The sequence below is a fragment of the Psychrobacillus sp. OK032 genome (genome assembly GCF_900111345.1).
In the GTDB taxonomy this organism is placed as follows: domain Bacteria; phylum Bacillota; class Bacilli; order Bacillales_A; family Planococcaceae; genus Psychrobacillus.
Genome location: NZ_FOGY01000002.1, coordinates 633,667 through 659,787, shown reverse-complemented (window position 1 = coordinate 659,787; position 26,121 = coordinate 633,667). Strand labels below are relative to the sequence as shown.

At 37.1% G+C, this 26,121-nt stretch carries 27 protein-coding genes and 1 riboswitch; of the genes, 18 read left to right on the top strand and 9 right to left on the bottom strand.

What is annotated here, in order from left to right; all coding sequences use genetic code 11:
• Window positions 1-83: 83 nt before the first annotated feature.
• Entirely contained in the window at window positions 84-317 is a 234-nt protein-coding gene (yidD, locus tag BMZ04_RS06885; RefSeq protein ID WP_093267073.1) for a membrane protein insertion efficiency factor YidD, read from the bottom strand.
• A 3-nt stretch (window positions 318-320) separates the two neighbouring features.
• The gene (locus tag BMZ04_RS22735; RefSeq protein ID WP_255367826.1) at window positions 321-443 is read right to left on the bottom strand and encodes a hypothetical protein; all 123 of its coding nucleotides are present in this window, start codon (window positions 441-443) and stop codon (window positions 321-323) included.
• Between the two features lie 101 nt (window positions 444-544).
• Between BMZ04_RS22735 and BMZ04_RS06880 the strand changes: the two genes are divergently transcribed.
• From BMZ04_RS06880 to BMZ04_RS06850, 8 genes are all read left to right on the top strand, one after another.
• Window positions 545-1,003 (top strand): Dps family protein, encoded by a 459-nt coding sequence (locus BMZ04_RS06880; RefSeq protein WP_093267070.1) that lies wholly within the window; start codon window positions 545-547, stop codon window positions 1,001-1,003.
• Window positions 1,004-1,061: 58 nt separating this feature from the next.
• Window positions 1,062-1,241, top strand: a complete 180-nt coding sequence (locus tag BMZ04_RS06875) for a putative motility protein (RefSeq protein ID WP_093267067.1) — start codon at window positions 1,062-1,064, stop codon at window positions 1,239-1,241.
• A gap of 82 nt (window positions 1,242-1,323) precedes the next feature.
• Window positions 1,324-1,665, top strand: coding sequence for a transposase (locus BMZ04_RS06870; protein ID WP_093267065.1), 342 nt, complete (start codon window positions 1,324-1,326; stop codon window positions 1,663-1,665).
• Window positions 1,649-1,810 carry a hypothetical protein gene (locus tag BMZ04_RS22290; protein WP_177184350.1) on the top strand — a complete coding sequence of 54 codons (162 nt, stop codon included), beginning with the start codon at window positions 1,649-1,651 and terminating at the stop codon, window positions 1,808-1,810. Before BMZ04_RS06870 ends, BMZ04_RS22290 begins: the two co-directional genes overlap by 17 nt.
• Window positions 1,811-1,966: 156 nt before the next feature.
• Complete coding sequence (locus tag BMZ04_RS06865) at window positions 1,967-2,617, top strand: CPBP family intramembrane glutamic endopeptidase (protein ID WP_093267062.1); 651 nt, start codon at window positions 1,967-1,969, stop codon at window positions 2,615-2,617.
• Window positions 2,618-3,003: 386 nt separating this feature from the next.
• Window positions 3,004-3,459 (top strand): NUDIX domain-containing protein, encoded by a 456-nt coding sequence (locus tag BMZ04_RS06860; RefSeq protein WP_093267059.1) that lies wholly within the window; start codon window positions 3,004-3,006, stop codon window positions 3,457-3,459.
• Window positions 3,456-4,265: an alpha/beta hydrolase family protein gene (locus BMZ04_RS06855; protein WP_093267056.1), complete on the top strand. Its 810-nt coding sequence runs from the start codon at window positions 3,456-3,458 to the stop codon at window positions 4,263-4,265. The genes BMZ04_RS06860 and BMZ04_RS06855 overlap by 4 nt, the downstream gene beginning before the upstream one ends.
• Window positions 4,247-4,696 carry a hypothetical protein gene (locus tag BMZ04_RS06850; RefSeq protein ID WP_255367825.1) on the top strand — a complete coding sequence of 150 codons (450 nt, stop codon included), beginning with the start codon at window positions 4,247-4,249 and terminating at the stop codon, window positions 4,694-4,696. The genes BMZ04_RS06855 and BMZ04_RS06850 overlap by 19 nt, the downstream gene beginning before the upstream one ends.
• A 90-nt stretch (window positions 4,697-4,786) precedes the next feature.
• On the opposite strand, the gene pckA is transcribed toward BMZ04_RS06850, so the two are convergent.
• Window positions 4,787-6,373 (bottom strand): phosphoenolpyruvate carboxykinase (ATP), encoded by a 1,587-nt coding sequence (gene pckA / locus BMZ04_RS06845; RefSeq protein ID WP_093267054.1) that lies wholly within the window; start codon window positions 6,371-6,373, stop codon window positions 4,787-4,789.
• A 190-nt stretch (window positions 6,374-6,563) separates the two neighbouring features.
• Window positions 6,564-6,678: riboswitch (SAM riboswitch) on the top strand.
• 199 nt (window positions 6,679-6,877) lie between these two features.
• Between pckA and metK the strand changes: the two genes are divergently transcribed.
• The 3 genes from metK to BMZ04_RS06830 all read left to right on the top strand — a co-directional run bounded on the left by metK (window position 6,878) and on the right by BMZ04_RS06830 (window position 10,789).
• Window positions 6,878-8,074 carry a methionine adenosyltransferase gene (gene metK / locus BMZ04_RS06840; protein WP_093267051.1) on the top strand — a complete coding sequence of 399 codons (1,197 nt, stop codon included), beginning with the start codon at window positions 6,878-6,880 and terminating at the stop codon, window positions 8,072-8,074.
• A 370-nt stretch (window positions 8,075-8,444) separates the two neighbouring features.
• Window positions 8,445-9,530: a CdaR family transcriptional regulator gene (locus tag BMZ04_RS06835; RefSeq protein ID WP_093267049.1), complete on the top strand. Its 1,086-nt coding sequence runs from the start codon at window positions 8,445-8,447 to the stop codon at window positions 9,528-9,530.
• Window positions 9,531-9,643: 113 nt separating this feature from the next.
• The gene (locus BMZ04_RS06830; protein WP_093267046.1) at window positions 9,644-10,789 is read left to right on the top strand and encodes a glycerate kinase; all 1,146 of its coding nucleotides are present in this window, start codon (window positions 9,644-9,646) and stop codon (window positions 10,787-10,789) included.
• 395 nt (window positions 10,790-11,184) lie between these two features.
• Here BMZ04_RS06830 and BMZ04_RS06825 read toward each other — a convergent pair whose 3' ends face one another.
• A complete protein-coding gene (locus BMZ04_RS06825) occupies window positions 11,185-12,549 on the bottom strand; it encodes a citrate:proton symporter (protein WP_093267043.1) in 1,365 nt (454 codons plus the stop codon).
• A gap of 743 nt (window positions 12,550-13,292) precedes the next feature.
• Between BMZ04_RS06825 and BMZ04_RS06820 the strand changes: the two genes are divergently transcribed.
• Together BMZ04_RS06820 and BMZ04_RS06815 are read left to right on the top strand one after the other, a co-directional pair.
• Window positions 13,293-14,390: a tartrate dehydrogenase gene (locus tag BMZ04_RS06820; RefSeq protein WP_093267041.1), complete on the top strand. Its 1,098-nt coding sequence runs from the start codon at window positions 13,293-13,295 to the stop codon at window positions 14,388-14,390.
• A 272-nt stretch (window positions 14,391-14,662) separates the two neighbouring features.
• Window positions 14,663-15,409: a GntR family transcriptional regulator gene (locus tag BMZ04_RS06815; protein WP_093267038.1), complete on the top strand. Its 747-nt coding sequence runs from the start codon at window positions 14,663-14,665 to the stop codon at window positions 15,407-15,409.
• A 353-nt stretch (window positions 15,410-15,762) separates the two neighbouring features.
• On the opposite strand, the gene BMZ04_RS06810 is transcribed toward BMZ04_RS06815, so the two are convergent.
• The gene (locus BMZ04_RS06810; protein WP_093267035.1) at window positions 15,763-16,275 is read right to left on the bottom strand and encodes a gamma carbonic anhydrase; all 513 of its coding nucleotides are present in this window, start codon (window positions 16,273-16,275) and stop codon (window positions 15,763-15,765) included.
• Between the two features lie 88 nt (window positions 16,276-16,363).
• On the opposite strand from BMZ04_RS06810, the gene BMZ04_RS06805 reads away from it, so the two are divergent.
• The 3 genes from BMZ04_RS06805 (at window position 16,364) to BMZ04_RS06795 (ending at window position 19,298) form a co-directional block, all read left to right on the top strand.
• A complete protein-coding gene (locus BMZ04_RS06805) occupies window positions 16,364-17,155 on the top strand; it encodes an alpha/beta hydrolase (protein ID WP_093267033.1) in 792 nt (263 codons plus the stop codon).
• A gap of 54 nt (window positions 17,156-17,209) precedes the next feature.
• Window positions 17,210-17,893 carry a phosphoribosylaminoimidazolesuccinocarboxamide synthase gene (locus tag BMZ04_RS06800; protein ID WP_093267031.1) on the top strand — a complete coding sequence of 228 codons (684 nt, stop codon included), beginning with the start codon at window positions 17,210-17,212 and terminating at the stop codon, window positions 17,891-17,893.
• A 91-nt stretch (window positions 17,894-17,984) separates the two neighbouring features.
• On the top strand, window positions 17,985-19,298 hold the full coding sequence (locus BMZ04_RS06795) for an NAD-dependent malic enzyme (RefSeq protein WP_093267028.1): 1,314 nt from the start codon (window positions 17,985-17,987) through the stop codon (window positions 19,296-19,298).
• A 25-nt stretch (window positions 19,299-19,323) separates the two neighbouring features.
• Here the strand turns inward: BMZ04_RS06795 and BMZ04_RS06790 are convergent, their stop codons facing one another.
• The 4 genes from BMZ04_RS06790 to BMZ04_RS06775 form a co-directional block, all read right to left on the bottom strand.
• Window positions 19,324-19,866 (bottom strand): isoprenylcysteine carboxyl methyltransferase family protein, encoded by a 543-nt coding sequence (locus BMZ04_RS06790; RefSeq protein ID WP_093267025.1) that lies wholly within the window; start codon window positions 19,864-19,866, stop codon window positions 19,324-19,326.
• Between the two features lies 1 nt (window position 19,867).
• On the bottom strand, window positions 19,868-20,950 hold the full coding sequence (locus tag BMZ04_RS06785; RefSeq protein ID WP_093267022.1) for a type III polyketide synthase: 1,083 nt from the start codon (window positions 20,948-20,950) through the stop codon (window positions 19,868-19,870).
• Between the two features lie 369 nt (window positions 20,951-21,319).
• The gene (locus BMZ04_RS06780) at window positions 21,320-21,889 is read right to left on the bottom strand and encodes a tRNA 5-(aminomethyl)-2-thiouridylate-methyltransferase MnmM (RefSeq protein ID WP_093267020.1); all 570 of its coding nucleotides are present in this window, start codon (window positions 21,887-21,889) and stop codon (window positions 21,320-21,322) included.
• On the bottom strand, window positions 21,886-22,845 hold the full coding sequence (locus BMZ04_RS06775; RefSeq protein ID WP_093267017.1) for a tRNA modification radical SAM protein MnmL/YtqA: 960 nt from the start codon (window positions 22,843-22,845) through the stop codon (window positions 21,886-21,888). The genes BMZ04_RS06780 and BMZ04_RS06775 overlap by 4 nt, the downstream gene beginning before the upstream one ends.
• A 122-nt stretch (window positions 22,846-22,967) precedes the next feature.
• On the opposite strand from BMZ04_RS06775, the gene BMZ04_RS06770 reads away from it, so the two are divergent.
• Together BMZ04_RS06770 and BMZ04_RS06765 are read left to right on the top strand one after the other, a co-directional pair.
• Entirely contained in the window at window positions 22,968-24,137 is a 1,170-nt protein-coding gene (locus BMZ04_RS06770) for an MDR family MFS transporter (RefSeq protein ID WP_093267014.1), read from the top strand.
• A 148-nt stretch (window positions 24,138-24,285) separates the two neighbouring features.
• Window positions 24,286-25,698: a sigma-54 interaction domain-containing protein gene (locus BMZ04_RS06765; protein ID WP_255367824.1), complete on the top strand. Its 1,413-nt coding sequence runs from the start codon at window positions 24,286-24,288 to the stop codon at window positions 25,696-25,698.
• Window positions 25,699-26,121: the final 423 nt, after the last annotated feature.

The following is a 26,121-nucleotide window of genomic DNA, read 5'->3' as shown; positions in this document are numbered from 1 at the left end:
TAGTAACGATTACGTTTTAAAAAGTAATAACTTTTACATCATACAAGACTAAGTAAAAAAAAGCAAGAAAAATAGCCTTTGAGTTAATTTTTCTTCAAAGGCCATTTTTCAGGAACAGGATCAATACCACCCTTGTGAAAGGGATGACATTTAGATATTCTTTTAATCGTTAAGTATCCACCTTTGATCGCACCATGTCTTTGTACTGCTTCCACACCATAATGGGAGCATGTCGGATAGAAACGACAACTTGGTGGTGTTAAAGGGGAGATAAATTTTTGGTAAAAGCGGAAAATAGCAATAATAATTTGTTTCATCTACTACTCAGCATCCTTTGGTTTAGGATCAATAGTAGAAGGTTTTTCATTCACAGCTAGTTTATATACAAATGCAAAACCTACGATACTAAGTAGAATTGCGGCACCTAAAATCCAAAATACCATTTTACTCACTCCATAAATATTGTATTTAAGTTTATTGTAAGTAATAAAGAGGTATATTAAAAGAGAAAGCAACTATATATTTTGAGGAGAGTGGCAAATTTATGTCAGAAGCATTAAATAAAGAACTAAACAAACAAGTAGCGAATTGGTCGGTATTATATACAAAGTTACATAATTTTCACTGGTATGTAAAGGGACCATCTTTCTTTACATTACACGCTAAATTTGAAGAGTTATATAACGAAGCAACTTTGAATATGGATGAAATTGCCGAACGTTTACTAACTTTAGGTGAGGCACCAGTAGCAACACTAAAAGAGCATTTAGAGCTTTCCGATATTAAAGAAGCAAAAAATAAAGAAAGCGCAGATGAAATGGTCCAAGCAGTCGTAAAAGATTTTGATAAGATTATGAAGTCGCTCAAAAAAGGAATGGAAGAAGCGGCAAAAGATGAAGATGATATGACTGAAGACATGCTGAATGCAATTTATCAAAAAACAGAAAAACATCAATGGATGTTAAATGCGTTTTTAGGGAGCGCGAACGAAACTAAGAAATAAAACCTATGTAAAATATAAACCTGTAGTCCGATAATAAGGGTATAAAGGAGGGGTTTTTATGGACCTAAACTCCATAATGTCTTCGCAACTAATGCAATTACAGCGAACGGTCCAAATGAGCGTTTTACAAAATGCCATGAATATGGATACTGTAGCTGCAGTTCAAATGCTGCAAGATATGCCTCAAACTGCTGCTCCTCATCCTTATAAAGGAACAGAAGTAGACATTCAAGTGTAAGAAAAGAAAAACATGTACCAGTTTTTTTAAGGTGCATGTTTTTTCATTTTACATACATACTATTTGAAAAGGATGTGTGTAAATGACATTAAACAAAGTGTATATATCGATCATAAACCAAAAATTATACTTTTATCCTGATGAATCGCCATGGGAATTTGAAATTTTAGTGAACCGAGAAGTTATCCCTGTATTTCATATGCTATTCAATCAATTAGGTAGTGTAGAAATTAGCAACTTTTGGCGAGCGCATATACCGATAAAGCGATATCATTTTGATAAGGAAAATGATCAATACGATAGAAGAATGAAAAAGCTATATGCACTCATTCATGAATTTGGAGATGAAGAATCCAAACACTTTGTCGAACAGCTTCCCTATTTTAACCCAAGAAGGAGAGAGACAGTTGAGCAAAAATATTAATCGAAAAGGTAATGATACTCCTACTAATTATCGTAATGTAAGTTCTCTGTTAAACCAAAACCCCCAACTCAAAGCAAAACAGAATATCGCTCAAAATAGAGAAGAAGGAAATGAGCATTATATACGAGATCAACAGAAGGAGTAGTTAGAAGAGAGACTTAGCGTCAATGCTAAGTCTTTTTTCATACATATGGTAAGATGAAAAGAAAAGCGAATTGCCTTAGGGAAGGTTATTTAATCCCAAGAGCTAGTCTCTGTAGCAAGACAAAAGGGAAAGCAAAAAGTGTATTTGGGAGGTAGCATGATAAAACAAGTTTTCTTACTTATAATGCCAACTGTTTTCATCTATATTGGCCTTTCTGTATTTCAGAATATCCTTATCACTTTTATTCTTTTTTATGGATGGTTACTATTTATACCGCTTTTCTTTACACTCTGGAAAAAGACAAATGCTCCTCCATTACAGCTTCCTTTCACGAAAAAAAGTATTTTTGTAGGGATAATAAGTGGATTAATATGTTTAGTTTCCATTTACGGATTCGTCATTTTATTTCAATCATCTCTTATAGATACAGCACAGCTAAAGCAGTTATTAGTCAAATGGAATTTTAGTGGTGCAAAGGTGATCTTACTAATATTCGTCCTTATATTGATCAATCCTATTTTGGAGGAACTTTATTGGCGGGAGTTCATGTATAAACGACTCTTTCAAAAAGTAGGGAAAATACTTACTGTTTTAATAACGTCTATTTTTTATGCATTGTATCATTTAATAGTTGTTATGGAGATTTTCAGTTTTCCTTTTAATGTGTTGGCTGTTATTCCTGTTTTTTTAGCAGGTGTTATGTGGGGAATCTTCCGAATAAAATTTAACTCGATTACCGCGCCGATTATTAGTCACTGTTTAGCGGATATTGGGATTATGCTTGTGTATTGGCATATTATTCTTTAGATTCCTTCTATGATAAACTTTTTAACTTCATTCAGCAGCTGTTTTTTGCGACGAGCCTGCGCAGGAGCAGAAGTGCACTTCTATAAGTGGTAAAATGAATGAAAATCATGCATACAATTCAGCGAGAGTCCACAAATCCCTGCTTCTGCGGCAACGATTGGATGACCCACATCCTGTGGGACTCGGGCGCCTGAGCGACCAACATACTGTTGGCCCAAAGCCTCCGGCGGATGCCACAGATTTTTAGCGGATCTGGGCGCACTGTTTTCTGCGGAGCTGAACGAAGAGAAGCGGAAGCAATGTTTTTTCTGCGGAGCTGAACGAAGAGAAGCGGAAGCAAATACGCTGATGCGCATTTGATTAGTAAACAAAAAGAGGGATAAAGAATGATTAATTTCCAAGATTTGAATGGTATACAAGTTGAACTTTCCTTTGAAAAGGGAATACTCCCAATTAAGGCTATGCATGTGTTAGTAATAGCAAAACATGAAGAAAAGTGGCTATTAACGAAACATCCTACGCGAGGTATTGAGTTTCCGGGTGGAAAAGTAGAAGAAAACGAAACATTAAACGCAGCAGCAGTACGTGAGGTATTAGAGGAAACAAACGTGGAGATTGTCAATCTGGAATGGTTTGCCGAATACATGGTGCATGAGAAAAATCCATTTTGTAAGGCGGTATTTATAGCTGAAGTTGGGTATATCCATGAAGAGAGGGCAAATTATGAAACTGATGGTGCTATGTGGTTGACGATGGATGAACTTTCCAACTGCGAAAATTTAAGCTTCCATATGCAAGATCAAGGTATGCAAGCAATGTTAGAGAAGGTGAAAAATACATGAAGGAAAATGGAACGATTGACAGGATGCGAATATATCCATCACCAAATCCACATATCGATTTAACCGAAATTACATATTGGTCCTGTGGATTGCGAGTGAAAGGGATGCTTGCAACTCCGAAAAAAGAAGGAACGTATGAAGGGATATTATATTTGCGAGGTGGGATGCAAAGCATTGGTATGGTAAGACCTGCTCGTATTGCCCAGATTGCGTCTGAGGGATTTACCGTTTTTGCCCCTTATTACCGCGGAAACCGTGGAGGAGAAGGAAGAGACGAGTTTGCAGGTGAAGATCGATTAGATGCTATTTATGCAGTGGATGTATTAAAGCAATTTTGCTTATCGACTAGAATTCATCTATTCGCTTTCTCGCGGGGTGGTATTATGGCGTTGTGGACTGCTATTTTACGAAATGATATTACTTCCATCGTGACATGGGCAGGGGTTTCCGATATTTATCTTACTTACGAAGAGCGATTGGATATGCGAAGAATGATGAAACGTGTAATAGGCGGCACTCCAACAAACAAAACAGAAGCGTATGAGGAACGAGACGCCTTACTTAAAATATCAGAAATACAAGCTTCTACGCTTATCATTCATGGAAAATTGGACATAAATGTTTCTCCACAACATGCAAAACTGTTAGAAAACGAACTCTTAGTGAATAATAAAATTGTAGAAACATGGTACTATCCTGAGTTTACACATTATTTTCCGAGTAAAGTTAATCGTCAAGTGGTGAAAGATGCGTGTGCATGGATGAAAAAACAGAGAGGAGTTAGGAATTGGGAAATGTCATTGTAAGTACTGAATCGATGAGTATAGAAGGTAAATCATCATTTGCAATGGATACTAGTTTTTGGAAAGACCTTTGGGATAACTATACGAACACTTTTCAGGATGTAGTTATCCACTGTTGGAAGGAAGAAGAGGAAGTAATTGAAGAATTAAGACCGAAAGCGGTTTCTATTATAAATGAAGGACTCGTCAAAATAATGACAGTTAATTTAAATGAAGAAAATCATGCATATTTTCGAAATAACTCAATTGATCCAAAAGGTGGGTTAAAATGGTTCATGATGTTCTTTAATAAAGACGATGACGAACGATTAGAAATAGGTCATTACGGATCAGAAGTTATTTTATATAAAGTTGATAAGGAAGAAGCGGGAAAGTTCGTATCCCTCTTCACCTCATCTGCTACAACACATTTTTATGATGAAAATGCGGATTAACAACAAAAGCATAAGCTTCCTTAGATTTTATAGTTTTCCGGCAATAAAAGAGGATGTCACCATATACATGGGACATCCTCTTTTAAATTTTTAAGCTAACGGTCCGCCTTTAAGCGAAATATCTTCGGATACTGTACCGAATTTTTTGAAGTTTTTACGGAAAGATTGTGCTAGTTCAGTTGCTTTTGCATCATATGCTAATTTATCTTCCCATGCATTACGTGGGATTAACACTTCTGCTGGTACTCCATCAATCTGTATAGGGATTTCAAGACCAAACACTGCATCTGTCGTTGTTTCTACATTTCTTAACTTCCCGTCGATTGCTGCACGTACCATCGTACGTGTATAAGCTAGTTTCATACGGTTACCAACACCGTATTCTCCACCAGTCCATCCAGTATTCACAAGGAACACTTGTGCACCGTGCTCATCAATTTTCTTCCCAAGCATTTCTGCGTACACAGTCGCATGTAACGGCAAGAAAGGAGAACCGAAGCAAGTAGAGAATGCTGGTTGTGGAGACGTGATTCCACGCTCAGTCCCTGCTAGTTTAGAAGTAAATCCACTTAAGAAATGGTACATTGCTTGTTCTTTTGATAATTTACTAATAGGAGGTAGAACGCCAAATGCATCTGCCGTTAAGAAAATAATTGTATTTGGATGACCAGCAACAGAAGGGTCTACAATATTTTCGATATTTTGGATTTGATACGCTGCACGTGTGTTTTCTGTCAGTGAATCATCCGCATAGTTCGCAATGCGAGTCTCTGGATCTACTACTACATTCTCTAAAACTGTTCCGAATTTAATAGCGTCAAAGATTTGTGGTTCGTTTTCACGAGTTAAGTCGATACATTTAGCATAGCAGCCACCTTCGATATTAAACACGCCATTATCTGACCAACCATGCTCGTCATCACCGATTAATTTACGTCCTGCATCTGCAGAAAGTGTAGTTTTACCTGTTCCAGACAAACCGAAGAATAATGTAACATCACCTGCTTCTCCAACATTTGCAGAACAATGCATTGGTAAAATGTTTTGTTCTGGTAACAAATAGTTCATAATAGAGAAGATTGATTTTTTCATCTCTCCGGCATATTCCGTACCACCGATCAAAATGATACGTTTTTCCATAGAAACGATGATAAAAGTTTCTGATTTTGTTCCATCAATAGCTGGATCCGCTTTGAAGTTAGGTGCACTTACAATCGTGAAATCTGCTAGATGAGTTGCAAGTTCTTCTTCTGTAGGGCGGATAAATAGCTGGTGGGCAAATAAATTATGCCATGCAAATTCATTAATTACTTGGATGCCAAGACGGGATTGTTTATCTGCACCTGCGAATCCTTTAAATAGAAATAATTCTTCTTGTTCCTTTAAATATTTGATTACTTTTTTATATAGTGTGTCAAAAATTTCGGAAGAGATAGGTTGGTTTACAGAACCCCAATCGATTTTGTCTTTAGAGATAGGTTCTTCTACGATATACTTATCTTCTGGGGAACGGCCTGTGTATTTACCTGTTTCTGCTTTTACAGCACCTGTGGAAGTTAAAATAGCTTCTCCTCTAGATGTTGCTTTTTCCACAAGTTGCGGCACTGATAATTGTACGCTAATATTATTTCCAGCTAGCAATTCGTTCAGTTCACTCACCGTATCGATTGAATTCATATTGTATTTACCATCCTTTTTTCATTTTTCCCTCCATTATGGAGGATGTATTTACTTGATATGTGAATTAGTATAACACATTTAACTCAATAGTCTATACTATTTAAACGTTTATTTTCATTTTAATAACAGCGGAATTTTTTATTGACTTTTGTATGCTGTTTCCGTATGATGGTAAATTGAACGGATACTCTTATCCCGAGCTGGTGGAGGGGTCAGGCCCTATGAAACCCGGCAACCTGTAATTTCTTGCATTACAAAGGTGCCCAACCTGAGACAAGGTGTGATTCCTTGATTGATAAGAGTGAAAGGTGCTTATGAAATGGATACCTTTCCTCATGTAAATTACGTGAGTGAAAGGTTTTTTTATATTACATCGCCCTTTATCCTTGTGTGCCAAGTCCGAAACGGCTTCAAGTTTAATCCATTTGAAATGGCTTGACATGGGAATGAGTACCGTATCAATTCTTGAGAGAAATCTCGCAGGATATAGGAGGAATATATATGACACAACGCCGATTATTTACATCGGAATCAGTTACAGAAGGGCATCCAGATAAAATTTGTGACCAAATTTCGGATGCTATTTTAGATGCAATTTTAACAGAAGATCCAAATGCACGTGTTGCTTGTGAAACAAGTGTAACAACAGGACTTGTTTTAGTTGCAGGAGAAATTACAACTTCTACTTATGTAGATATCCCAAAAGTAGTACGTGCTACTATTAAAGAAATAGGTTATACTCGTGCAAAATACGGGTTTGACTCAGAAACTTCTGCAGTGTTGACTGCAATTGACGAGCAATCTGTTGATATTGCAATGGGTGTTGACCAAGCGTTAGAAGCTCGTGAAGGATCAATGACTGATTCAGATATCGAAGCAATCGGAGCAGGAGACCAAGGTCTTATGTTTGGGTACGCATGTAATGAAACACCTGAACTTATGCCACTTCCGATTAGTTTAGCGCATAAGCTGTCACGTCGTTTAGCAGAAGTGCGTAAAGATGAAACATTGGATTATTTACGTCCGGATGGTAAAACGCAAGTAACTGTTGAATATGATGAGAATAATAATCCAGTTCGAATTGATACGATTGTTATTTCTACACAACATCATCCAGAAGTTACGTTAGAACAAATCCAAAAAGATTTAAAAGAAGTAGTGATCAACCCAATTGTTCCTGCTCATTTAATCGATGAAAATACAAAATACTTTATCAACCCAACTGGTCGATTTGTAATCGGTGGACCTCAAGGGGATGCTGGTTTAACTGGTCGTAAAATTATTGTAGATACTTACGGTGGATACGCTCGTCACGGTGGCGGTGCTTTCTCTGGTAAAGATCCAACAAAAGTAGACCGTTCTGCGGCATATGCAGCTCGTTATGTGGCAAAAAATATTGTCGCTGCGGGACTTGCAGACCGTTGTGAAGTTCAATTAGCCTATGCAATCGGTGTAGCTCAACCTGTATCAATTGCTGTTGATACATTTGGAACTGGAAAAGTAGAAGAGGCGCAATTAGTATCCTACATTCGTGAACTATTTGACCTTCGTCCAGCAGGTATTATTAAAATGCTAGACCTACGTCGCCCAATTTACAAGCAGACTGCAGCTTATGGTCACTTCGGTCGTACAGACATTGACGCGCCATGGGAAAAAACAGATAAAGCAGAAGCTTTAAAAGAAAAAGCTGGTCTATAATAAGAAAAGCTTCCAAAAAGACGGAGGGTACTAATAGGTATCCTCTATCAATAAAAGCGATACTTTCCTTGAGAAATCTAGGGAAGTATCGCTTTTTTGATTGAGCTCCCTGTACTAGAAACAAATTGGACGTTATTCTGAACTATGTATCAACAAAGTATGTTCAATGATCTAATTTTTTTATCTCAGGAAGAAGAAAAAATATATTAAAATTATGATTTAACACCAAAAAGGTAGTCTAATTTCTCTAATCCAAGTGAGATTTCTTAGAAAAGACTGTAACACAAAATATATATTGAGCAATTCCCCATCTTCTGATGATAAAATGAAAGAGAAACAATCCAATCCATTATAGAAGGAATAGATAAGTATGAAAGAAAATTTTCAGATTAGTCCTTCTTTAGCTCAAACGATCGTGGATGCAGCAAAAGAAGTCATTGGAAAAGATATAAACTTTATACATCTAGATGGGAAAGTTTTGGCAAGTACAGACCCTGGCCGAGTCGGCTCTTTTCATGCTGCCGCCCTTCAAGTACAGAAAAAAGGAAATGTTGTAGAAGTTTCTGGCGATGAGGCGTTTAAGGGTGCAAGAAAGGGTATTAATTATCCGGTCATGATTGATCAAAAAATGCTAGGTGTTATCGGGATATCCGGTGATCCGGAAGAATGTAAGTCTTTAGGGTTTTTACTGACTAAAATTACGGAAGTATTGATAAAGGAACAAATGATAAAAAGCGTCGTTCAAACCTTAGATGACATGCGCTCCTCAATTGTTCGTATGCTCATTTTTGAAAATGAAAAAGAGAATGCCTTCATGAATGAACACTTGCAGCAGCTCCAATATGAGTTAGAAGAGAGAGCATTTGTCGCTATTATTCATTTGCCAGGTCTGAATAATACCACATCACTTCCAGTTAAAATGAATGGGGTTTTATTAAAACAGGGAATTAAATTATTTACTTACTTATTTCCAAACCAATACGCCGTAATTATTAATGCATCACAGTATAAAACAATACTACAGACCTTCAATTCGTATTTCGGCCCTATGAATGTAAGCTATTCAATCGGGATAGGTAGCATCGGTATTTTAGAGGAACTAGCAAAGTCCTATATGCATGCAAAACTTGCATTAAAGTATGCTCTTTCAAAAAAAGTAACGGTATGCGAATATACAAAGCTGGATTTAGAAATGATTATGGAAAATATTGATTTCCAGGTAAGAAATGACTATGCAGCAAAACTCATCGGTGAACTTTCAGAAGCGGAAATAAATCTATTACATAATTATTACAATAATAACCTCTCACTGAAGAAGACAGCTGAAGAATTATTTATCCATAAAAATACCTTGCAGTATCGTCTTGATAAAATCGCTCAAAAAACAGAGGCAAATCCAAGGGATTACCATGATTCTGTGAAACTTTATATTGCTCTTTTACTTCAAACTCTTTAGTTTGAAGTTTTTTGTTATATAAAACAAAATTATTTATAATTCTTTGTTACATGGGCTATTACCTTCATCTCATTACTCACCTATAATCAATGTAGATGAAGGGGGTGCTAATGATGAAAGTTTTAATTGCCATTGATTCATTTAAAGGAAGTATTTCTTCTATAGAAGGCAATGAAGCTATTTCTTTAGGTATAAAAGATATCTATCCCGAAGCGGAAGTTGTGACACTACCTTTAGCGGATGGTGGAGAAGGAACAGTGGATGCATTGGTACAGGCAACAGGCGGAAAACTAGTCAAAAAAGAAGTAATGGGTCCTTTAAAAGAAAAAGTAGAGGCAATCTATGGGATCTTGGGTGATGGGAAGACCGCGGTTATTGAAGTAGCGCAAGCTTGTGGTTTACCTCTTGTTCCTTATAACCAACGTAATCCACTTGTTACAACCACATATGGCGTTGGGGAACTCATTTCTGATGCTTTAGAAAAAGGATGCCGTGAGTTTGTCATTGGTCTTGGTGGAAGCGCTACAAACGATGCTGGGGTTGGCATGCTTCAAGCACTGGGGTTTCGCTTTTTAAATAGAAACAATGAGGAAATTGGTTTGGGCGCCCAGGCATTGTTAGACATTTGGAAAATTGATTTGAGTCATGTACAAACAAAAATAAAGGAGTGCACTTTTAGAGTCGCTTGTGATGTAAATAACCCTCTATATGGACCAAACGGTGCTACTCATGTTTTCGGGCCACAAAAAGGTGCAAACCCTGAAATGATAAAACAGCTCGATTTACGGCTTAAACATTTTGCTGACGTTGTTTATTATGAACTTGATGTAGATATTCATAATATTGCCGGTGCAGGAGCAGCTGGGGGATTAGGAGCAGCATTTTCAGGTTTCTTACATACACAACTTCAGTCTGGAATCGAACTAGTATTGGAAATCATAGAAATGGAAAAGAGGATGCAAGGTGTCAATTTCGTTATTACAGGTGAGGGAAAGTTAGACGCACAAACATCTAGGGGAAAAGCACCCTGGGGGGTAGCGCAGCTTGCCCAAAAGCATGAGATACCCGTTCTTGCACTTGCAGGTAGTATTTCAGAAGAGGCAGAGGCATTAAACAAACTTGGTGTCACTTCTTATTTTTCCATTGTGAATGCGCCGATGACGCTGAAAGAAGCCATGGATCCAAAGGTGACGTACAACAATTTACGATCCACAACAAATCAATTATTCCGGTTGCTTCAAGCAGTTCAACCAGAGTGAGAATGGAGGAAGCGACGTATTTTAGGAATAGTGTATCTTAATAGATACCGCTAGGATTTCCCTTTAGGGCGACGCTTTATAGCGGGAAAAGCGATGAGCCATCATCGACGCTACGCGTACGATGTGATGGCTCATTCTTTTACAAATCAAGAAGTTCTAGAACGGGTAGCTAGCTAGCGTAATTTTTACAATGAATAACGAATACAGAAAAATCAGGCTACCTATCACCTATGCAGTACAGTGATTAGTAGCCTATTTAAAGTGTTTTATATGAGTCTCATTTGACAATATCAGTCTATTCACTTAACTTAATCAAATGAATTGAACTAGGAGTATTCCTGGATATCTATTTTTTCCAATAACATAGTAAAAATAATTCTTAAAAAGAACTTTTTCTAAATCGGCAATACCCCGGTTAATATATATACAGCAAGGTATATAAATATAATTGGCCAAGCATAAATTACATATTTTTTTTGGAAGTCTATAAAGTTAGTCTCAGTAGAGCTAACTAACATATATAAAGCGGGAATAACTGGTGAAATTAGACGGAATGCTTGCCCAACCATAGAAGCAACAGCGGCTTCGCTAGCAGAAATTCCATATTGCCCCATAACATCTGCCATAACGCCAGCAATACCAAAGTAGAAAGCATCTTGCGGTAAAAATGTAATTGCGGGTGCTGAAATTAACGCGTAAATTGGTGCCATATGTGAGCCTAATGATTCTGGGATAATAGTTGTAATAGAAGTTGCTAAAGCAGCTGACATCCCACTACCTGTTAGAACGCCAGAGAAAACTCCAGCAGCTAAAGTTGCCAAGGCTGGTGCTAAAGCATCTGCTGCTAAGTCATCAATTCGTTCATTAATAAGACTTGCAGACTTATAGTTAACCGTAAGGGCAATTGCTGCACCTATGCTAAATAAAACACCGCCATGTGCAACGTCCATCACAAGCATAACTAAAATAACAAGCGTTAAAATCATATTAAAAGCATATAGTTTAGGTCTCTTTAATTCAGGATCTTTTAGTCGAATAGCATCTAACATACTTTCCATTTGCTCTGGAGAAATATCTTTAGCAGTCTTAGGATTAAAGTTTAAGCGTTTTCTTTCTTTTATTCCAATAAAATAAGCCATGAAAATTGCATAAACTTCTGCAACTAGCATTCCTGGCAATATATTTGCAAACAATTCGCTAATATCAACACCTATGGCTGTGGCTGCAGCAATTGTTGGACCTCCCCATGGTAACTGATTAAAAATTCCAATTGGGGTAACAATAATGACAGCTAAATAAATTAGCCTAATATTCATTTGTTTATAAAGTTGAAGGAAAGCAGCGATACAAATAATAACAGTTGTAGTAGTATCACCATTCAGAGTGACTACTGACGCAGTTAAAACTGTTGCCATTGTAACTTTCAATGGGTCCCCTTTTGCTTTTTTAATAAAGAATTCGCATAAAGGGTCAAACAAACCGACATTAAGCATTACACCAAAATACAACACCGCAAATAAAATAACAATCGCAGGTGAAATAACCCCCATAGAAACTTTACCTGTTTCTTCATTTACACTAAATAAAATACCCCCCTTGATCCATTCAAAAAGATCCAAAAAGGAAGCACCCGTTACCAAGGTTGCAATTGCTCCGAAAACAAATGGAATAATTGATAATGCACCGAATACAGATAATTTATTTTTTGATAGAAGTACAATGAATACAATGATCATTAATAACGCTAGGAACGTTAACATACAAACCACCTCCCGTAAAATTATAAAACCGAATTTTCTAATTTTAAAAAGTGTATTACTAGATTGTTAAGCTATGAACTTAATAATCTATTGTCCAGGGCCTCATCCAAGGGCTTCTTTTAATGAAGTTCTAAATTCTTATTCACTTTCTTAACGAAACTAACTTGTTTGTGATTTCATCATTCACTTTTTCTTTTCCTTCATTAAACATTACTTTACTCTACTTTTACTTGCACTATTAAGTTTTTCCTAACTTAACTTTACACGCCTCTTTAATACTAATTGGTGGTATTATTCCTAAGTATAATAAGCCTGAAAATGCAACCGCTTACAAAGAAACGCATTATTAGTGGTGATCTGGAAATCAAATCTAAGACCTTATTAGAAACTATGAAGCTTAGCTCAAATCTGAAAGTGTATTAATAAATTCCTCCTTATTTTTCCTATGATGGTGAATAAATAGAATAGTAAGTTAATCTTCTCGAATTGTACATTAACGTATACATTAGTGTCAATGGATTTTCTAAATATTTTGTATTAAATGAAAATATTTATTATAATTTGTAAAGAGTAGCTTTATTTAATCAAAATATACGCCACTAACTTCATAGATATAACTGAAAAATTTTAAATTATCAAAAAAATGTTGACATTAATGTATACGTTATTTAATATGATGACTATAAGATTCATATAAAACTAAACTGCTTGAAGAGGCAGGATTAGTGGAGGAGGATATTTTAATGAGTGAAACCCAAAAAATTCGTTTAGCAGTTATTCCTGGTGATGGAATAGGCACAGAAGTAGTTGAGGCTGGTCTTCGCGTAATTAATCATTTAGCGAAAGATTCTAACGGTAAGTTCGAATTTGAAAGCGATTTCTTTCCTTGGGGTTGTGAATACTATTTAGAACACGGAAAAATGATGGATGAAGACGGAGTAGAAAAACTAAGAGATTATGATGCGATTTATTTTGGAGCTGTTGGATTTCCAGGAGTACCAGACCATATTAGCTTATGGGGCTTGCGCTTAGCGATCTGTCAGGGATTTGATCAATGGGCCAATATTCGCCCTATCGAATTTCTTCCTGGTGTTCCAAGAAGACTTAATCATCCGGATGTTGATTCTCTAAACTGGGTATTGATTCGAGAAAACTCTGAGGGTGAATATTCAGGTATTGGCGGTCGCAATTTCTCCGGACGTGGACCTGGAAAAGAAGTAGCAGTGCAATCCGCTTTGTTTACAGATCACGGCTGCGAACGTATTATCCGTTATGCCTTTGATCTTGCACGGACACGTAAAAGGAAGAAAGTAACAAGCATCACGAAAAGTAACGCGCAGCAGTATGGAATGGTACTATGGGATGAAGTGTTTGCACGCGTAAGTAAAGATTATCCAGATGTAGAGACGGATCAATGGCTTGTTGATGCAGCCGCTGCACAATTTGTATTGAAACCTGAGGAACTAGAAGTTGTGGTTGCTTCTAATTTATTTGCAGACATACTTTCTGATTTAGGTAGCGCTCTAGCAGGAAGTTTGGGATTAGCTGCCAGCGCAAACATCAATCCTGAAGGGCGGACACCAAGTATGTTCGAATCCGTTCATGGATCGGCACCTGATATTGCTGGCCAAGGAATTTCCAATCCAATTGGAGCAATTGGGAGTGCTGCACTAATGTTAGATCATCTTGGGCTAAAAGAAGAAGCAGTACTCATCAACAAGGCAATTGCAGAAACGACACGTCAGGGCATTCTTACTCGTGACCTTGGAGGAACGTATAACACAAGCGAAATAACGGGTGCCATCATAGAAAATCTATCCAAAGTTAAAACGGAAGTCTAAAAAAAGAGTGCTGGGGGGTTTCCAATAAACCTCCCAGCACTTTACTTTTATAAAAGGCTTTTCATCACTAAAAATAATTTTCCAAATAAATTGCCTAGTTTTATGTTGCTCAATCTGTTTATTTGACATTGCTCAATTTGGTTTGCTAACTGAAAGGGTGTATACTTTTGTCATTACAGGTGCGTAAAATAGTACATGTTAGGCACCAGATTTATTGGTTCATTAATGTCTTGATAAACAAAGAATGGATTAGGTGACAAGGATGAAAAAATATGACTGAAAAGGATAACGAAAAAATTTTTTCCTTAAGTCCAACAAGCATCGGGAAAGAAATTCTGCTCTTTATTGATAATCTAGAAGGTTTTGATGAATACCGTTTACCACAGCGAGCGTATCACATTGTCCGACTTGCTATACGTGATTTAATCCTTCCTCCCGGGAAAACGATATTAGAGCGGGAGATGGCTGAAGCATTACAAATGAGCCGTACTCCTGTAAGGGAAGCTCTCGTGCGTTTGGAGACGGAAGGCATGGTTCGTCTTATTCCGAGAAGGGGATTTATTGTAGAGCCAATCGAAAGAGAAGATCTTAAACAAATTTATGAAATAGTTGAAAGACTTGATGGACTTGCCGTAAGTCTTGCTACCGTAAAGGTTGGAGCAGGAGAGTTATATCAGCTGGAATCATTAATCGTACAGCAGGAAGAAGCACTTGAACAAAAGAATTTAAAAAAATGGGCATTTCTAGATGATCAATTTCATAACTTGATCATTGACTACGCAAAAAATAAACGTCTTAGAACGGTAATAGATAGCCATTCAGATCAATTATATAGAGCGCGATTATTTACGATTAATGACAGGCCTCTTCCTTTTCATTCTATAGTGGAACATAAAGCAATTATTTCATGTATGAAAGCTAAAGACAGCAATGCTGCTAGTGTTTTGATGCAGTCACATCGAAACCGTTCACGTAATGAAATCCTTACAGCGGTTGAAAAGATTACCCAAACGGATTAGTTATTAGTAATAAGAAACATTAGGATTCGAATTGCCACCGATTGAAAAAAATCCATGGAAAAATCAATCGAAAGCTCATTCAATTCTAATGAAAGTCCAACAATTATCTCGTTAAGACTTTCCAAAATAAAGGTGAAATAACCGGTACTTCTTAGCCTCGAAGTTGCCGGTTATTTTTTGGTAAAATGGCTTAGCGTATGAAATCTACATTTTGTCGTCTTGTCCTGTCCCGTAGTTGGGTGTTGTTTTGTGTCATGTGATTGGCACTTCTTGTTTACCCTGAAGTCAATGGTTTTTAAGTTTGTTCTCTAGCTGTTTAACACTGTAGAAAATATTATAGTGGAAGCTTTTTCTTATTCCTGTAACGATTTATAATACTGACCTTTTTCGACATACTCGCGAATAATTCGCTGTACATCTGCTTTATCTGCATCATTTAATTCTCTCACGACTTTTGCGGGATTTCCGAATGCTAGTGAGTTAGGTGGAATTTTCTTTCCTGGCGGTACAAGACTTCCTGCCCCGATAAACGCACCTTCTCCGATTTCTGCACCATCTAAAATGATTGATCCCATACCAACTAATGCGCCTTTTCGAATGATGCAACTATGTAATGTTACCTGATGACCAATTGTGACTTCATCCTCAATAATAAGTGGCTTATTCGGGCTTTGATGCAAGCAACTTAAATCTTGAATACTTACTTTACGTCCAATAATTGTAGGAGCAACGTCCCCTCGAATTACCGTATTGAACCAAATTGTAGACTCCGGACCGATTGTCACATCGCCTGTAATTGTGACATAATCAGCTATAAAAGCAGTTTCATCAATCGATGGAATTTTGTCTTTATATGGATAAATCAATAAATACACACCCCTTATCAAAATAGAATATAATTAATCGTAACAAACAAACTAGAATAAGGGAATACATAAGAAAGGTGTGCTGTTCATGTGGAAATGGGAAGCAGAAGAAAAACCAAAGGCAGTAATTGTCCTCGTGCATAGTGCATATGAACACCATCGAAGATATGCTTGGCTAATTGAAAAGTTAAGAAGCTCCAATTGCCATATCGTTATGGGGGATTTACCTGGTCATGGGGAACTAAAAAAAGCAAAAGGACTACATGATGAGCCTTTTGAATTGTATAAGGAATACATAAAACAAGCACTTCAAGTTGCAGTAACATATGATCTACCAATTTTTTTAATGGGGCACGGTTTAGGGGCAACGTTATTAGTGAAAGTGATGCGCAAACTAGAAATAGAATATGCGGGGGTTATTCTAACATCCCCATGGCTCCAATTAAAAAAAATGCCGTCTAAATGGACGAATGCGTTAGCTAAATTATCCGTACCGCAAAAGATTAATCATGATATCCAGTTAAATGAATTAACGAGAAATTACGATGTGTATCGCCAATTTGCAGAAGACCCAGCATATCGTACGCTAGTATCGAATGACTGGTATAAAGAATTGCAATCACTGATGAAATCAATCGTTCAGTCAGAAGATTCTATCCCGAATGTTCCAGTCTTATTAATGACGGGAGAACGAGACAAAATTACGGATACACAAGCAACTATCAGTTGGTTAAAAAAACAGTACCTTTCCGAATACCAGTTTAAAGAATGGAAACATTGTTTTCATGATTTGCATCAGGAACCGGAACGAGAAGAAATTTTTGCCTATTCCGATTCTTTTATAAATAATATACTAAGGTCCATTGGGTATATTGTTTGAATGCATCATTTAGGTGTAAAATAAGTCGTAGTTATTAAAAGGAGGAAGTCCCAAATGAATCTTACATACAAAGGAAAAACAAAAGATGTGTACAAGCTGGATAACGGGGATGTTTTATTAAAGTTTAAAGATGATGTAACTGGCGAAAATGGTGTTTTTGACCCGGGTGCCAATACTGTTGGCTTAACAATAGAAGGTGCTGGAAAAGCAGGACTACGTATGACGACATATTTCTTTCAAAAGTTAATGGACAAAGAAATCCCAACCCATTTTATCGATTCGAATATTGAAGAGTCGACTATGACTGTTAAAGAAGCAAAGGTATTTGGTAAAGGACTTGAAGTCATTTGCCGCTTTAAAGCTGTCGGAAGCTTTCTTCGTAGGTATGGTGCGTATTGTGAAGACGGACAACCTTTGGATGCTTTTGTGGAAGTAACAATTAAAGATGATGAGCGTCAAGATCCTCCTATCTCTAAACAAGCGCTATCGATGCTTTCTATTTTATCAGAAGCAGAATATGAAACATTACAAACATTAACGCAGCAAATTTCTCAACTCGTGAAAGAAGATTTAGCAACAAAAGGATTAGAATTATACGATATAAAATTGGAATTTGGCAGAGATGCAAAAACAAATGAAATTATATTAATAGATGAGATTTCTGGTGGGAATATGCGCGTTTATAAAGACGGGCAATATATAGAACCGTTAGCATTAGAAGCACTTTTATTCGCTTAAGATAAGAAAGAATCCTTCATTCCTTACGAATGAGGGATTTTTTTATGTTATAATCGAGTGGTCAAAATAGTGAGTTTAAAGGAGAATTAACATGCAAAACCAACATATTATTCGAAATATTATTGTGGAAACTCCTTCAAAGCCAGGAAATTTTGCGAAAGTAGCAACTGCAATTGGTCTCGGTGAAGGAGATATTGGCGATATTACTACGTTAAAAAGTGGTGCGTTGACGACGGTTCGCGATATTACTATTACATGTAAATCTATCGAGCAATTAGAAGAAGTGATCGTAAATATTGAAGCTATTGGAAACGGTGTGAAAATTCATGCGGTTACAGATGATGTCCTGAACGCGCATGAAGGTGGAAAAATTGCGATGAAGAGTAGATTAGATGTACGCTCCCTTGGAGATTTACAACGAATCTACACGCCTGGAGTTGCAAGTGTATGTATGGAAATTCTGAACTATCCTGAAAAAGCTAGTTACTTCACATCGATTGGGAAATCGGTTGCGATTGTCACAGATGGTACAGCGATTTTAGGATTAGGAAATATCGGTCCAGTTGCTGGTATGCCAGTTATGGAAGGGAAAGCGGTATTATTAGATCAATTCGTCGGATTAAGTGGAATTCCGATTTTATTAAACACAAGCGATCCTGATGAAATAGTAGAAACAGTGAAGCATATACATAAAGGTTTCGGAGCAATTTTACTGGAAGATATCGGCTCTCCACATTGCTTTGAAATTGAAGAAAGACTTAAAGAAGAGCTTCCTATTCCTGTTATGCATGACGATCAGCACGGTACAGCAGTAGTTGCTTTAGCGGCTATATTATCAGCGTGCAAGTCTACTAATGTAGATGTGAAAAAAGCGAAAATTGGCCAAATCGGTCTTGGTGCGGCTGGTCTTGCGATATGCCGTATGTTAATGGCTTACGGCGTAGAAGAAGTTTATGGACTTGATCGCCAAGTAGAAGCGCAGGATCGTTTGATTAATTATGGTGGTAAAACAATCGGATCACTTGAAGAAATGATGGAAACATGTGATATTATTGTTGCGACAACTGGGGTATCTGGTTTGATCAAAGCTGAAATGGTTCGACAAGGGCAAATCATTTTAGCTCTTTCCAATCCAAACCCAGAGATACTTCCATCCGAAGCAATCGCAGCAGGAGCAGCTTTTGCCGCAGATGGACGTTCTGTAAACAACGTAATCGGTTTCCCAGGCATATTCAAGGGCGCATTAGACGCTGGAGCATCTGCTATTACATACCCAATGTTAATAGCTGCTGCCCAGGCAATTGTCAGTCATACGAAGCCTGGCGAATTAATACCAAACCCACTAGATCCAACTGTGCATCATTTAGTAGCAAGAGCAGTTGAAGAAGCTGCAAATCAACAATAAATTCCATAAAAAAAGAAGATTTCGGTTAAGATGCCGAAATCTTCTTTTTAAATTCCTTCGTATAATCTGTTGCTTCCATCAGAGCTTTTTCTTCCAATGGAATGCGAACCGAAAGCATCGCTAGATTTAAAAGAGTAAAGCAAATAGCGGTAAAATAGGCTTGGAACATTAAAGGTAATAGCGCAATTTCAATACAAACGACCACATAATTCGGATGTCTAATATACACATATGGACCTGTTTTTACAACATGGGCACCAGGTAAAATCATAATTTTCGTATTCCAAAATGTCCCTAAAGAAGTTAAACACCAAATGCGGAGTGCCTGAACAAATAAAAAGATTAATACAAATAAAGGAAATAAAGGAGAAATACGTTGATCTAATAGCATAACTTCCGCAATTAAACAAACAAAAAAACTAACATGAAGTGCAACCATATAAGGATAATGGGATGCGCCAACTTCATATGCTCCGTGTGAAAGCATCTTTTTCTCATTTCGTTTAGCGATTAAAACTTCTATAAGTCTTTGTGCAATAACTAGGAATATGATGATCAGAAATAACATGCTAATCCCCCCAATTTAGTAAAACTGCTTCACCACAAAATCCTGGTCCTAGGGCTACGAGTAAACCAATATCTTCTTTTTTGTTTTCTTGTTGCATGAATTGCTCTAACACATAAAGAACAGTAGGGGAAGACATATTTCCGTGATTTCTTAGCACTTCCCGAGATATTGCAGTTTGTTCTTGTGTAAGATGAAGCGTTTCCTCATATGCTTCTAATACTTTTTTTCCTCCAGGATGTGCTACAAAATGGTCGAGTTGATCTTTTGTCATTTGTTGTTCTTTGAAAAATTCATCGATAAAAGGACCTAGCCAACTAGCAATAATAGAAGGGATGCTTTTGGAGAACACGACATGCAATCCACTGTTTTTAATATCCCATCCCATCACATTCTCGGAGTCCGGCATCCATTTGGAAGCTGTACTTATAATGTGAGGAACAGGTCTTTTCGTTAAAATGTTTGTTTCATCCCCACATACTAATACACAAGCTGCACCGTCAGCGAAAAGGGAAGCTCCAATTAGATTACTTTTCGAAAAATCATTTGGTTGAAAGGTAAGACTACAAAGCTCCACACAAACTACGAGTACTTTTTCCGTCGGATGGGCTTTGCAATAATCGAATGCTCGACTAACCCCTGCAGCACCTCCAGCACACCCTAGCCCCCATAATGGAATTCGTTTCATGCGGTCGGAAAAAGGGAGCTGATTCATTACGCGAGCATCAATACTAGGAGTGGATATACCAGTCGTACTAACGAATATAATGGCATCGATTTCTTTTGGTTGGATTTTTTTTTGTAAAAGAGATGTGTTTTGGAGGCATGCTTGAATTACTTCTACACTATATTTTGTCGCTAACTCTATATAAATATTGTTACGTTCTTCAAATGTATGGTTTGTTTGATGCCATTCTAAAGGTACGCAAAAATTGCGAGTTTCGATATCGCCATTTTCAAACACTTTTAATAATCGATCAAGCTGCGCGATTTTATCTTTAAATAGTTCCTTTGTGAGTTGTTCAATATTGGTTTGGTTTAATGTATAGGGTGGTTTGTATGTACTAATAGAGGCAATTTTAGGCATGTGTTACTCCTTTTTATAAGTACTATACCCATATTTATTGCTGATATGCAAAGAGGTGAAGGAAAAAATGTACCTGTGATACAAACAATTCTGAAACGTTTCTGAATTGTTTGCAACACAGGCATTAATTTATTCATCTATTATAAAGATAAAATTCCATATAGAAGACATCCATCCTAAGAAGAGGTGTAACTTTTATATTAAAAAATAATATACTCAATGATGAGGAACACTGAAAAGTGAACCCCCGGTGAGGACGCCGTGCTCAATCCTATAGTATAGTTACGTCAGTTTTTTTATTATTAAATACTCTGTTGAACCCACCTCGTGATATGGGGGAGTATAAGAAATGTTAGTAAGTAAGCAGTGCTATTTAGCTTTCATCTTTTCAATTGCCAGTATAAACGGGGGATCATTTTGTTGGTTGACAAATTGATACGATAGCACGTGCGCGTACGACTGGGGTAATTCTTGTACGAAAGATAATAATGCATCTTTTTCTGACTTACCACCCTTATGCCCATGATAAACTACTAAAACAATCAGTCCTCCAACTTTTAGTAAACTCAAGAGAGATTCAATTGCTTGAACGGTAGAAGCACCTCTTGTCACAATTTCATGATTACTTCCAGGCAAATACCCTAAATTAAAAATGGCTGCAGATATTTCTCCAGATACATATTCCGCGACATTTTCATGCCCATCATGAATTAACGATACTTGTCCGATCAAATTTGCTTGCTCCAACTTATCCGCCGTTGATTGTATTGCTTCTTTTTGCACATCAAAAGCATATACATGTCCATTCTCTCCTACTAGATCCGCAAGAAACAATGTATCATGTCCATTTCCGGCAGTCGCGTCTACTACCGAATCACCTCTTTCAACAACACTTGCTAGTAATTCTTTTGCAAACGGTAAAACTCTTTTTAATATCATTGTAAAACACCAGTCTTTTCATAAAATTTTCCTTGGTAACTATCACGTTTTGTAAGTTCCGCATCAATCCCGTTCAATACATCCCATTTATTTACACTCCACATAGGTCCGATCATTAAGTCAATTGGTCCATCACCTGTAATTCGTTGGACAACCATTTCGGGTGGAAGGACTTCTAATTGGTCAGCAACGAGTTGAATATATGCATCTTTTTCCATAAATTCTAGTTTCCCTTTTTCGTACTGTTTCACCATTGGAGTTCCTTTTAACAAATGAAGTAAATGTATTTTTATTCCTTGTACATCTAGCTTAGCAACTTCACGCGCAGTTTCCATCATCATTTCTCTGTCTTCTAAAGGAAGTCCGTTAATAATATGCGTACAAATATGAATACCATGTTTTCGTAATTTGTTTACACCTTCTACATAAGTAGGGTAATCATGCGCACGATTAACAAGATTCGCTGTACGTTCATGAACCGTTTGAAGCCCTAGCTCTATCCATAAATAAGTTCGTTCGTTTAACTCGGCTAAATATTCGACTACATCATCAGGTAAGCAGTCGGGTCTAGTTGCGATGGATATACCAACTACACCTTCTAATGCTAAAGCTGCTTCAAATTTTTCTTTCAGTATTGGAAGAGGGGCATGTGTGTTTGTATATGCTTGAAAATAAGCGATGTATTTTCCTTTTTTCCACTTTTCGTGCATTTTGGATTTTATTTTTTCGAATTGCACTGGAATTGGATCAACCTTATCTCCAGCGAAATCACCACTGCCAGCGACGCTACAAAAAGTGCAACCACCGAAAGCGACTGTACCGTCTCTATTCGGACAGTCAAAGCCAGCGTCTAGCGCGACTTTAAAAATCTTCTGATCAAATCTGTCTCGTAAATATCGATTCCATGTATAATACCTTTTTCCATCCGATGGAAAAGGAAAGTTCTTTTCTTTCATGCGAATTCACTCCTTAACATGCCTATTTTATCACGCCTTCGTGAAGTTTGTTGTGTCCATCTTGAAGTGCCATATAAAAAAGCATACAATAGTTTAGCGTACAAGGAAATGAGGTGTTTTGTATGCCAAAAGCTGTATGGCTTTTAATCTTTGGGATGTTTATCAATACGATGGGGAATTCCTTCTTGTGGCCATTACATACCATTTATATGCATGATTATTTAGGGCAGTCGCTTTCGATGGCTGGGTTTGTTCTAATGATTAATGCTGGGACAGGTGTAATAGGTAATTTACTTGGAGGATATTTGTTCGACCGTATTGGTGGTTATAAATCAATTATGCTTGGAATTATATTGTCTTTAATAGCTTTAGGGTTGTTGACAATTTGGCATGGATGGCCAGAATATATATGGTTTGTTGCGATTTTAGGATTTAGTGGGGGAATTATTTTCCCGAGTATGTATGCGATGGTCGGCAGTGTTTGGCCGGAAGGTGGAAGGAAAGCATTTAATGCGATTTATTTGGCGCAAAATGTTGGAGTTGCGATTGGTCCTGCTATTGCAGGGATTGTGGCCGATAATAATATCAATCATATATTTATGGCGAATCTGCTGACCTACGTTTTATTTTTAGCAATTGTTTGGTTTTTTTATCGGAAACTAGTTGTTACTACTAATAGACATAGCTCCGTGTTGAATGAACAGAGGAGTATAAAACATAAAGCACCTTTCTATGCGATGATTATTGTAACGATTGGGTATATGCTGACGTGGATTGTTTACGTGCAGTGGACTTCGACTATTTCTACTCATGTGTTAGATTTAGGCATATCTTTAAAACAATATAGTTTGTTATGGACAATCAATGGGGCGCTTATAATAGCTGCTCAACCACTGATCAAACCGATTATTAGCCGCTTGGAGCATAAAATAAAAGCGCAGCTTATCATCGGGATTGTTATTTTTATGGGATCTTTTGTTGTCGTTGCGTTTGCAGAGAGCTACGCGATGTTTATCACGGCAATGGTCATTCTGACGATTGGTGAATTGTTCGTATGGCCAGCAGTACCAACACTCGCTAATAAGTTGGCTCCAAAAGGAAGAGAAGGATTTTATCAAGGGATTGTGAATAGTATGGCGACTATTGGACGTATGATCGGACCTTTTATAGGTGGTTTACTGGTAGAAGCTTATGGCACTCCGATAATGATATTAATCCTTACGAGTTTCATGGTTTTTGCGATAGTAACGAGTTTGCTATATGATTTACCACTTAAAAAACGTACCGTTTGATGAAAATCAAACGGTACTTCTTAAAAGATAAAAAGTATATACTTTTTACTCAGTATCGGTCCAGCTCAAGCGCCTGAGTCCCGCGCAAGTTCATTACAGAAGAACGTTCCCTTGGTGGAGAAATAGGCGCTTTCGCTTTTCTTATTAAATGAAATTGATTAATATGCTAATCTTTGAGAATATTAAAAGAGAAGCTGTTTCCAAAGGGGGGATTAGTATAGGAGCTTTTTTGAAAAACTTATCTACACCAGTGCTTGCGGAAATATTAGAAAATGCTTTCCAATGGTTTGTAGTTGTGGACGAGCATTCTAATATTCTATATCTTAATGAAGAATATTGCCGCTTCTTAGAAGTAGATAGGGATTCTGCTATTGGTAAGCCAGTAGCCGATGTTATTGAAAATACAAAAATGCATGAAGTTATTAAGTCAGGGGTAGCGCATATTGCTTCGCCACACTATATTAAAGGCACGTATATGCTTGCGAATCGTGTACCTCTTGTTGTCGATGGAAAAGTTGTCGGTGCTTTTGGAAGTGTAATTTTTAGAGACATGTCTGATTGGAAAAAGCTGAGTTCTCATGTCCGAACAACTATGGAACGTATTCAATTGAATATGGAAGATGATGGATATAAAGAGTACTATCTAGGCGATATTAAAGGAACTTCACCAGCAGTGCGAAAAATAAAAGAAACGATTGAAATAATTGCTCCGAGTGATATACCCGTTTTAATAGAAGGGGAGAGTGGGACTGGAAAAGAAATTTTTGCGCACAGTATACATCAGCTTTCTGAACGTTCAAATGAGCCGTTTGTTAAAGTGAATTGTGCAGCAGTTCCACCTGAACTACTGGAGGAAGAATTATTTGGAAAGTTTGACTTGGCAACTGGTAAATATACTAGAGGTAGATTTAAGCAAGCTGATAAAGGAACATTATTCATAGATGAAATTAGTGCGCTTCCTCTGACTCTACAGGCCAAGCTTCTGCGTGCTATGCAAGATGGAGCGGTTTTTACTACTCGAGCTGAGAATGAGGAACAAGTAGATATACGAATACTAGCATCTTCGAATGTATCTTTAGCAAATCTTGTGGAAGAAAAGAAATTTAGGGAAGACCTATTCTATCGTATCCAAGCTGTAACCTTACAGATTCCCCCTCTTAGGGAACGTATGGAAGATTTAGATGATTTATTAAACTATTTTTTACAAAAGTTTGTCGTTCAGGCTGGCCGCCGTAAAATTGTATTGGCAACAAAAACTAGAGAGATACTTCAATCTTATCATTGGCCGGGAAATGTCCGTGAATTGCAGAATGTATTGCAAGCAGCGGTATATTTAGCTGAAAATGGTGTTATAGTACCCTCTGCACTACCGATACAAGTAAAGAAGCGAAATGCTCTGTCGTTTCAAACGAATGGAAAACTGGAGGATATTTTAGTTGAAGTAGAAAAAAGTGTGATTAGAGATTTACTTGAAAATCAGTCGAACAAAGCCCTAATTGCAAAACAATTAGGGATAAGTAGGTCTACTCTTTATGAAAAAATTAAAAAATATAACTTATGACCTAATTCCGATTTATTGGACAATAATCCAGTGAATCGGAATTTATTATTAGATGAAATAGATGTGTATGCTTGAATTTCTTGCTATAATTATCTTGAGATTCGGATTTAAATAAGGATTGACGACTTAAAGTTGTCACAATCACTATTGCTAGAATATTCCGATTCTGTTTTAATTATTTATGAAAGCGTTTTAAGTTGACTCAGCAATTGTTTGTGCGGCGAGCTTGCGCAGCAGAAGCAATAATCTCTCAATTTTAAAAGTTGTGGGATGAATGCTAGAATTCATTTAAAACGAAGGTATCCAAATCCTTGCCGATTCAATTTAAGCCTCCGGTGGATGTCACAGGTTTTAAAATGGAGTATTAGAATGAGGTTAGCCCTAAAATTTCGCATCCACGCGACAAAGAGGAGTAATTGATTG

Coding starts and splice junctions, on each gene's coding strand:
- BMZ04_RS06770 (WP_093267014.1), top strand. CDS start 22,968: ATGCCAAAAGCTGTATGGCTTTTAATCTTTGGGATGTTTATCAATACG.
- BMZ04_RS06775 (WP_093267017.1), bottom strand. CDS start 22,845: ATGAAAGAAAAGAACTTTCCTTTTCCATCGGATGGAAAAAGGTATTAT.
- pckA (WP_093267054.1), bottom strand. CDS start 6,373: ATGAATTCAATCGATACGGTGAGTGAACTGAACGAATTGCTAGCTGGA.
- BMZ04_RS06880 (WP_093267070.1), top strand. CDS start 545: ATGTCAGAAGCATTAAATAAAGAACTAAACAAACAAGTAGCGAATTGG.
- BMZ04_RS06870 (WP_093267065.1), top strand. CDS start 1,324: ATGACATTAAACAAAGTGTATATATCGATCATAAACCAAAAATTATAC.
- BMZ04_RS06865 (WP_093267062.1), top strand. CDS start 1,967: ATGATAAAACAAGTTTTCTTACTTATAATGCCAACTGTTTTCATCTAT.
- BMZ04_RS06835 (WP_093267049.1), top strand. CDS start 8,445: ATGAAAGAAAATTTTCAGATTAGTCCTTCTTTAGCTCAAACGATCGTG.
- BMZ04_RS06875 (WP_093267067.1), top strand. CDS start 1,062: ATGGACCTAAACTCCATAATGTCTTCGCAACTAATGCAATTACAGCGA.
- BMZ04_RS06785 (WP_093267022.1), bottom strand. CDS start 20,950: ATGCCTAAAATTGCCTCTATTAGTACATACAAACCACCCTATACATTA.
- BMZ04_RS06830 (WP_093267046.1), top strand. CDS start 9,644: ATGAAAGTTTTAATTGCCATTGATTCATTTAAAGGAAGTATTTCTTCT.
- BMZ04_RS06805 (WP_093267033.1), top strand. CDS start 16,364: ATGTGGAAATGGGAAGCAGAAGAAAAACCAAAGGCAGTAATTGTCCTC.
- BMZ04_RS06860 (WP_093267059.1), top strand. CDS start 3,004: ATGATTAATTTCCAAGATTTGAATGGTATACAAGTTGAACTTTCCTTT.
- BMZ04_RS06855 (WP_093267056.1), top strand. CDS start 3,456: ATGAAGGAAAATGGAACGATTGACAGGATGCGAATATATCCATCACCA.
- BMZ04_RS06800 (WP_093267031.1), top strand. CDS start 17,210: ATGAATCTTACATACAAAGGAAAAACAAAAGATGTGTACAAGCTGGAT.
- BMZ04_RS06780 (WP_093267020.1), bottom strand. CDS start 21,889: ATGATATTAAAAAGAGTTTTACCGTTTGCAAAAGAATTACTAGCAAGT.
- BMZ04_RS22735 (WP_255367826.1), bottom strand. CDS start 443: ATGGTATTTTGGATTTTAGGTGCCGCAATTCTACTTAGTATCGTAGGT.
- BMZ04_RS06815 (WP_093267038.1), top strand. CDS start 14,663: ATGACTGAAAAGGATAACGAAAAAATTTTTTCCTTAAGTCCAACAAGC.
- BMZ04_RS06765 (WP_255367824.1), top strand. CDS start 24,286: ATGAAATTGATTAATATGCTAATCTTTGAGAATATTAAAAGAGAAGCT.
- BMZ04_RS06790 (WP_093267025.1), bottom strand. CDS start 19,866: ATGTTATTTCTGATCATCATATTCCTAGTTATTGCACAAAGACTTATA.
- BMZ04_RS06795 (WP_093267028.1), top strand. CDS start 17,985: ATGCAAAACCAACATATTATTCGAAATATTATTGTGGAAACTCCTTCA.
- BMZ04_RS06825 (WP_093267043.1), bottom strand. CDS start 12,549: ATGTTAACGTTCCTAGCGTTATTAATGATCATTGTATTCATTGTACTT.
- yidD (WP_093267073.1), bottom strand. CDS start 317: ATGAAACAAATTATTATTGCTATTTTCCGCTTTTACCAAAAATTTATC.
- metK (WP_093267051.1), top strand. CDS start 6,878: ATGACACAACGCCGATTATTTACATCGGAATCAGTTACAGAAGGGCAT.
- BMZ04_RS06820 (WP_093267041.1), top strand. CDS start 13,293: ATGAGTGAAACCCAAAAAATTCGTTTAGCAGTTATTCCTGGTGATGGA.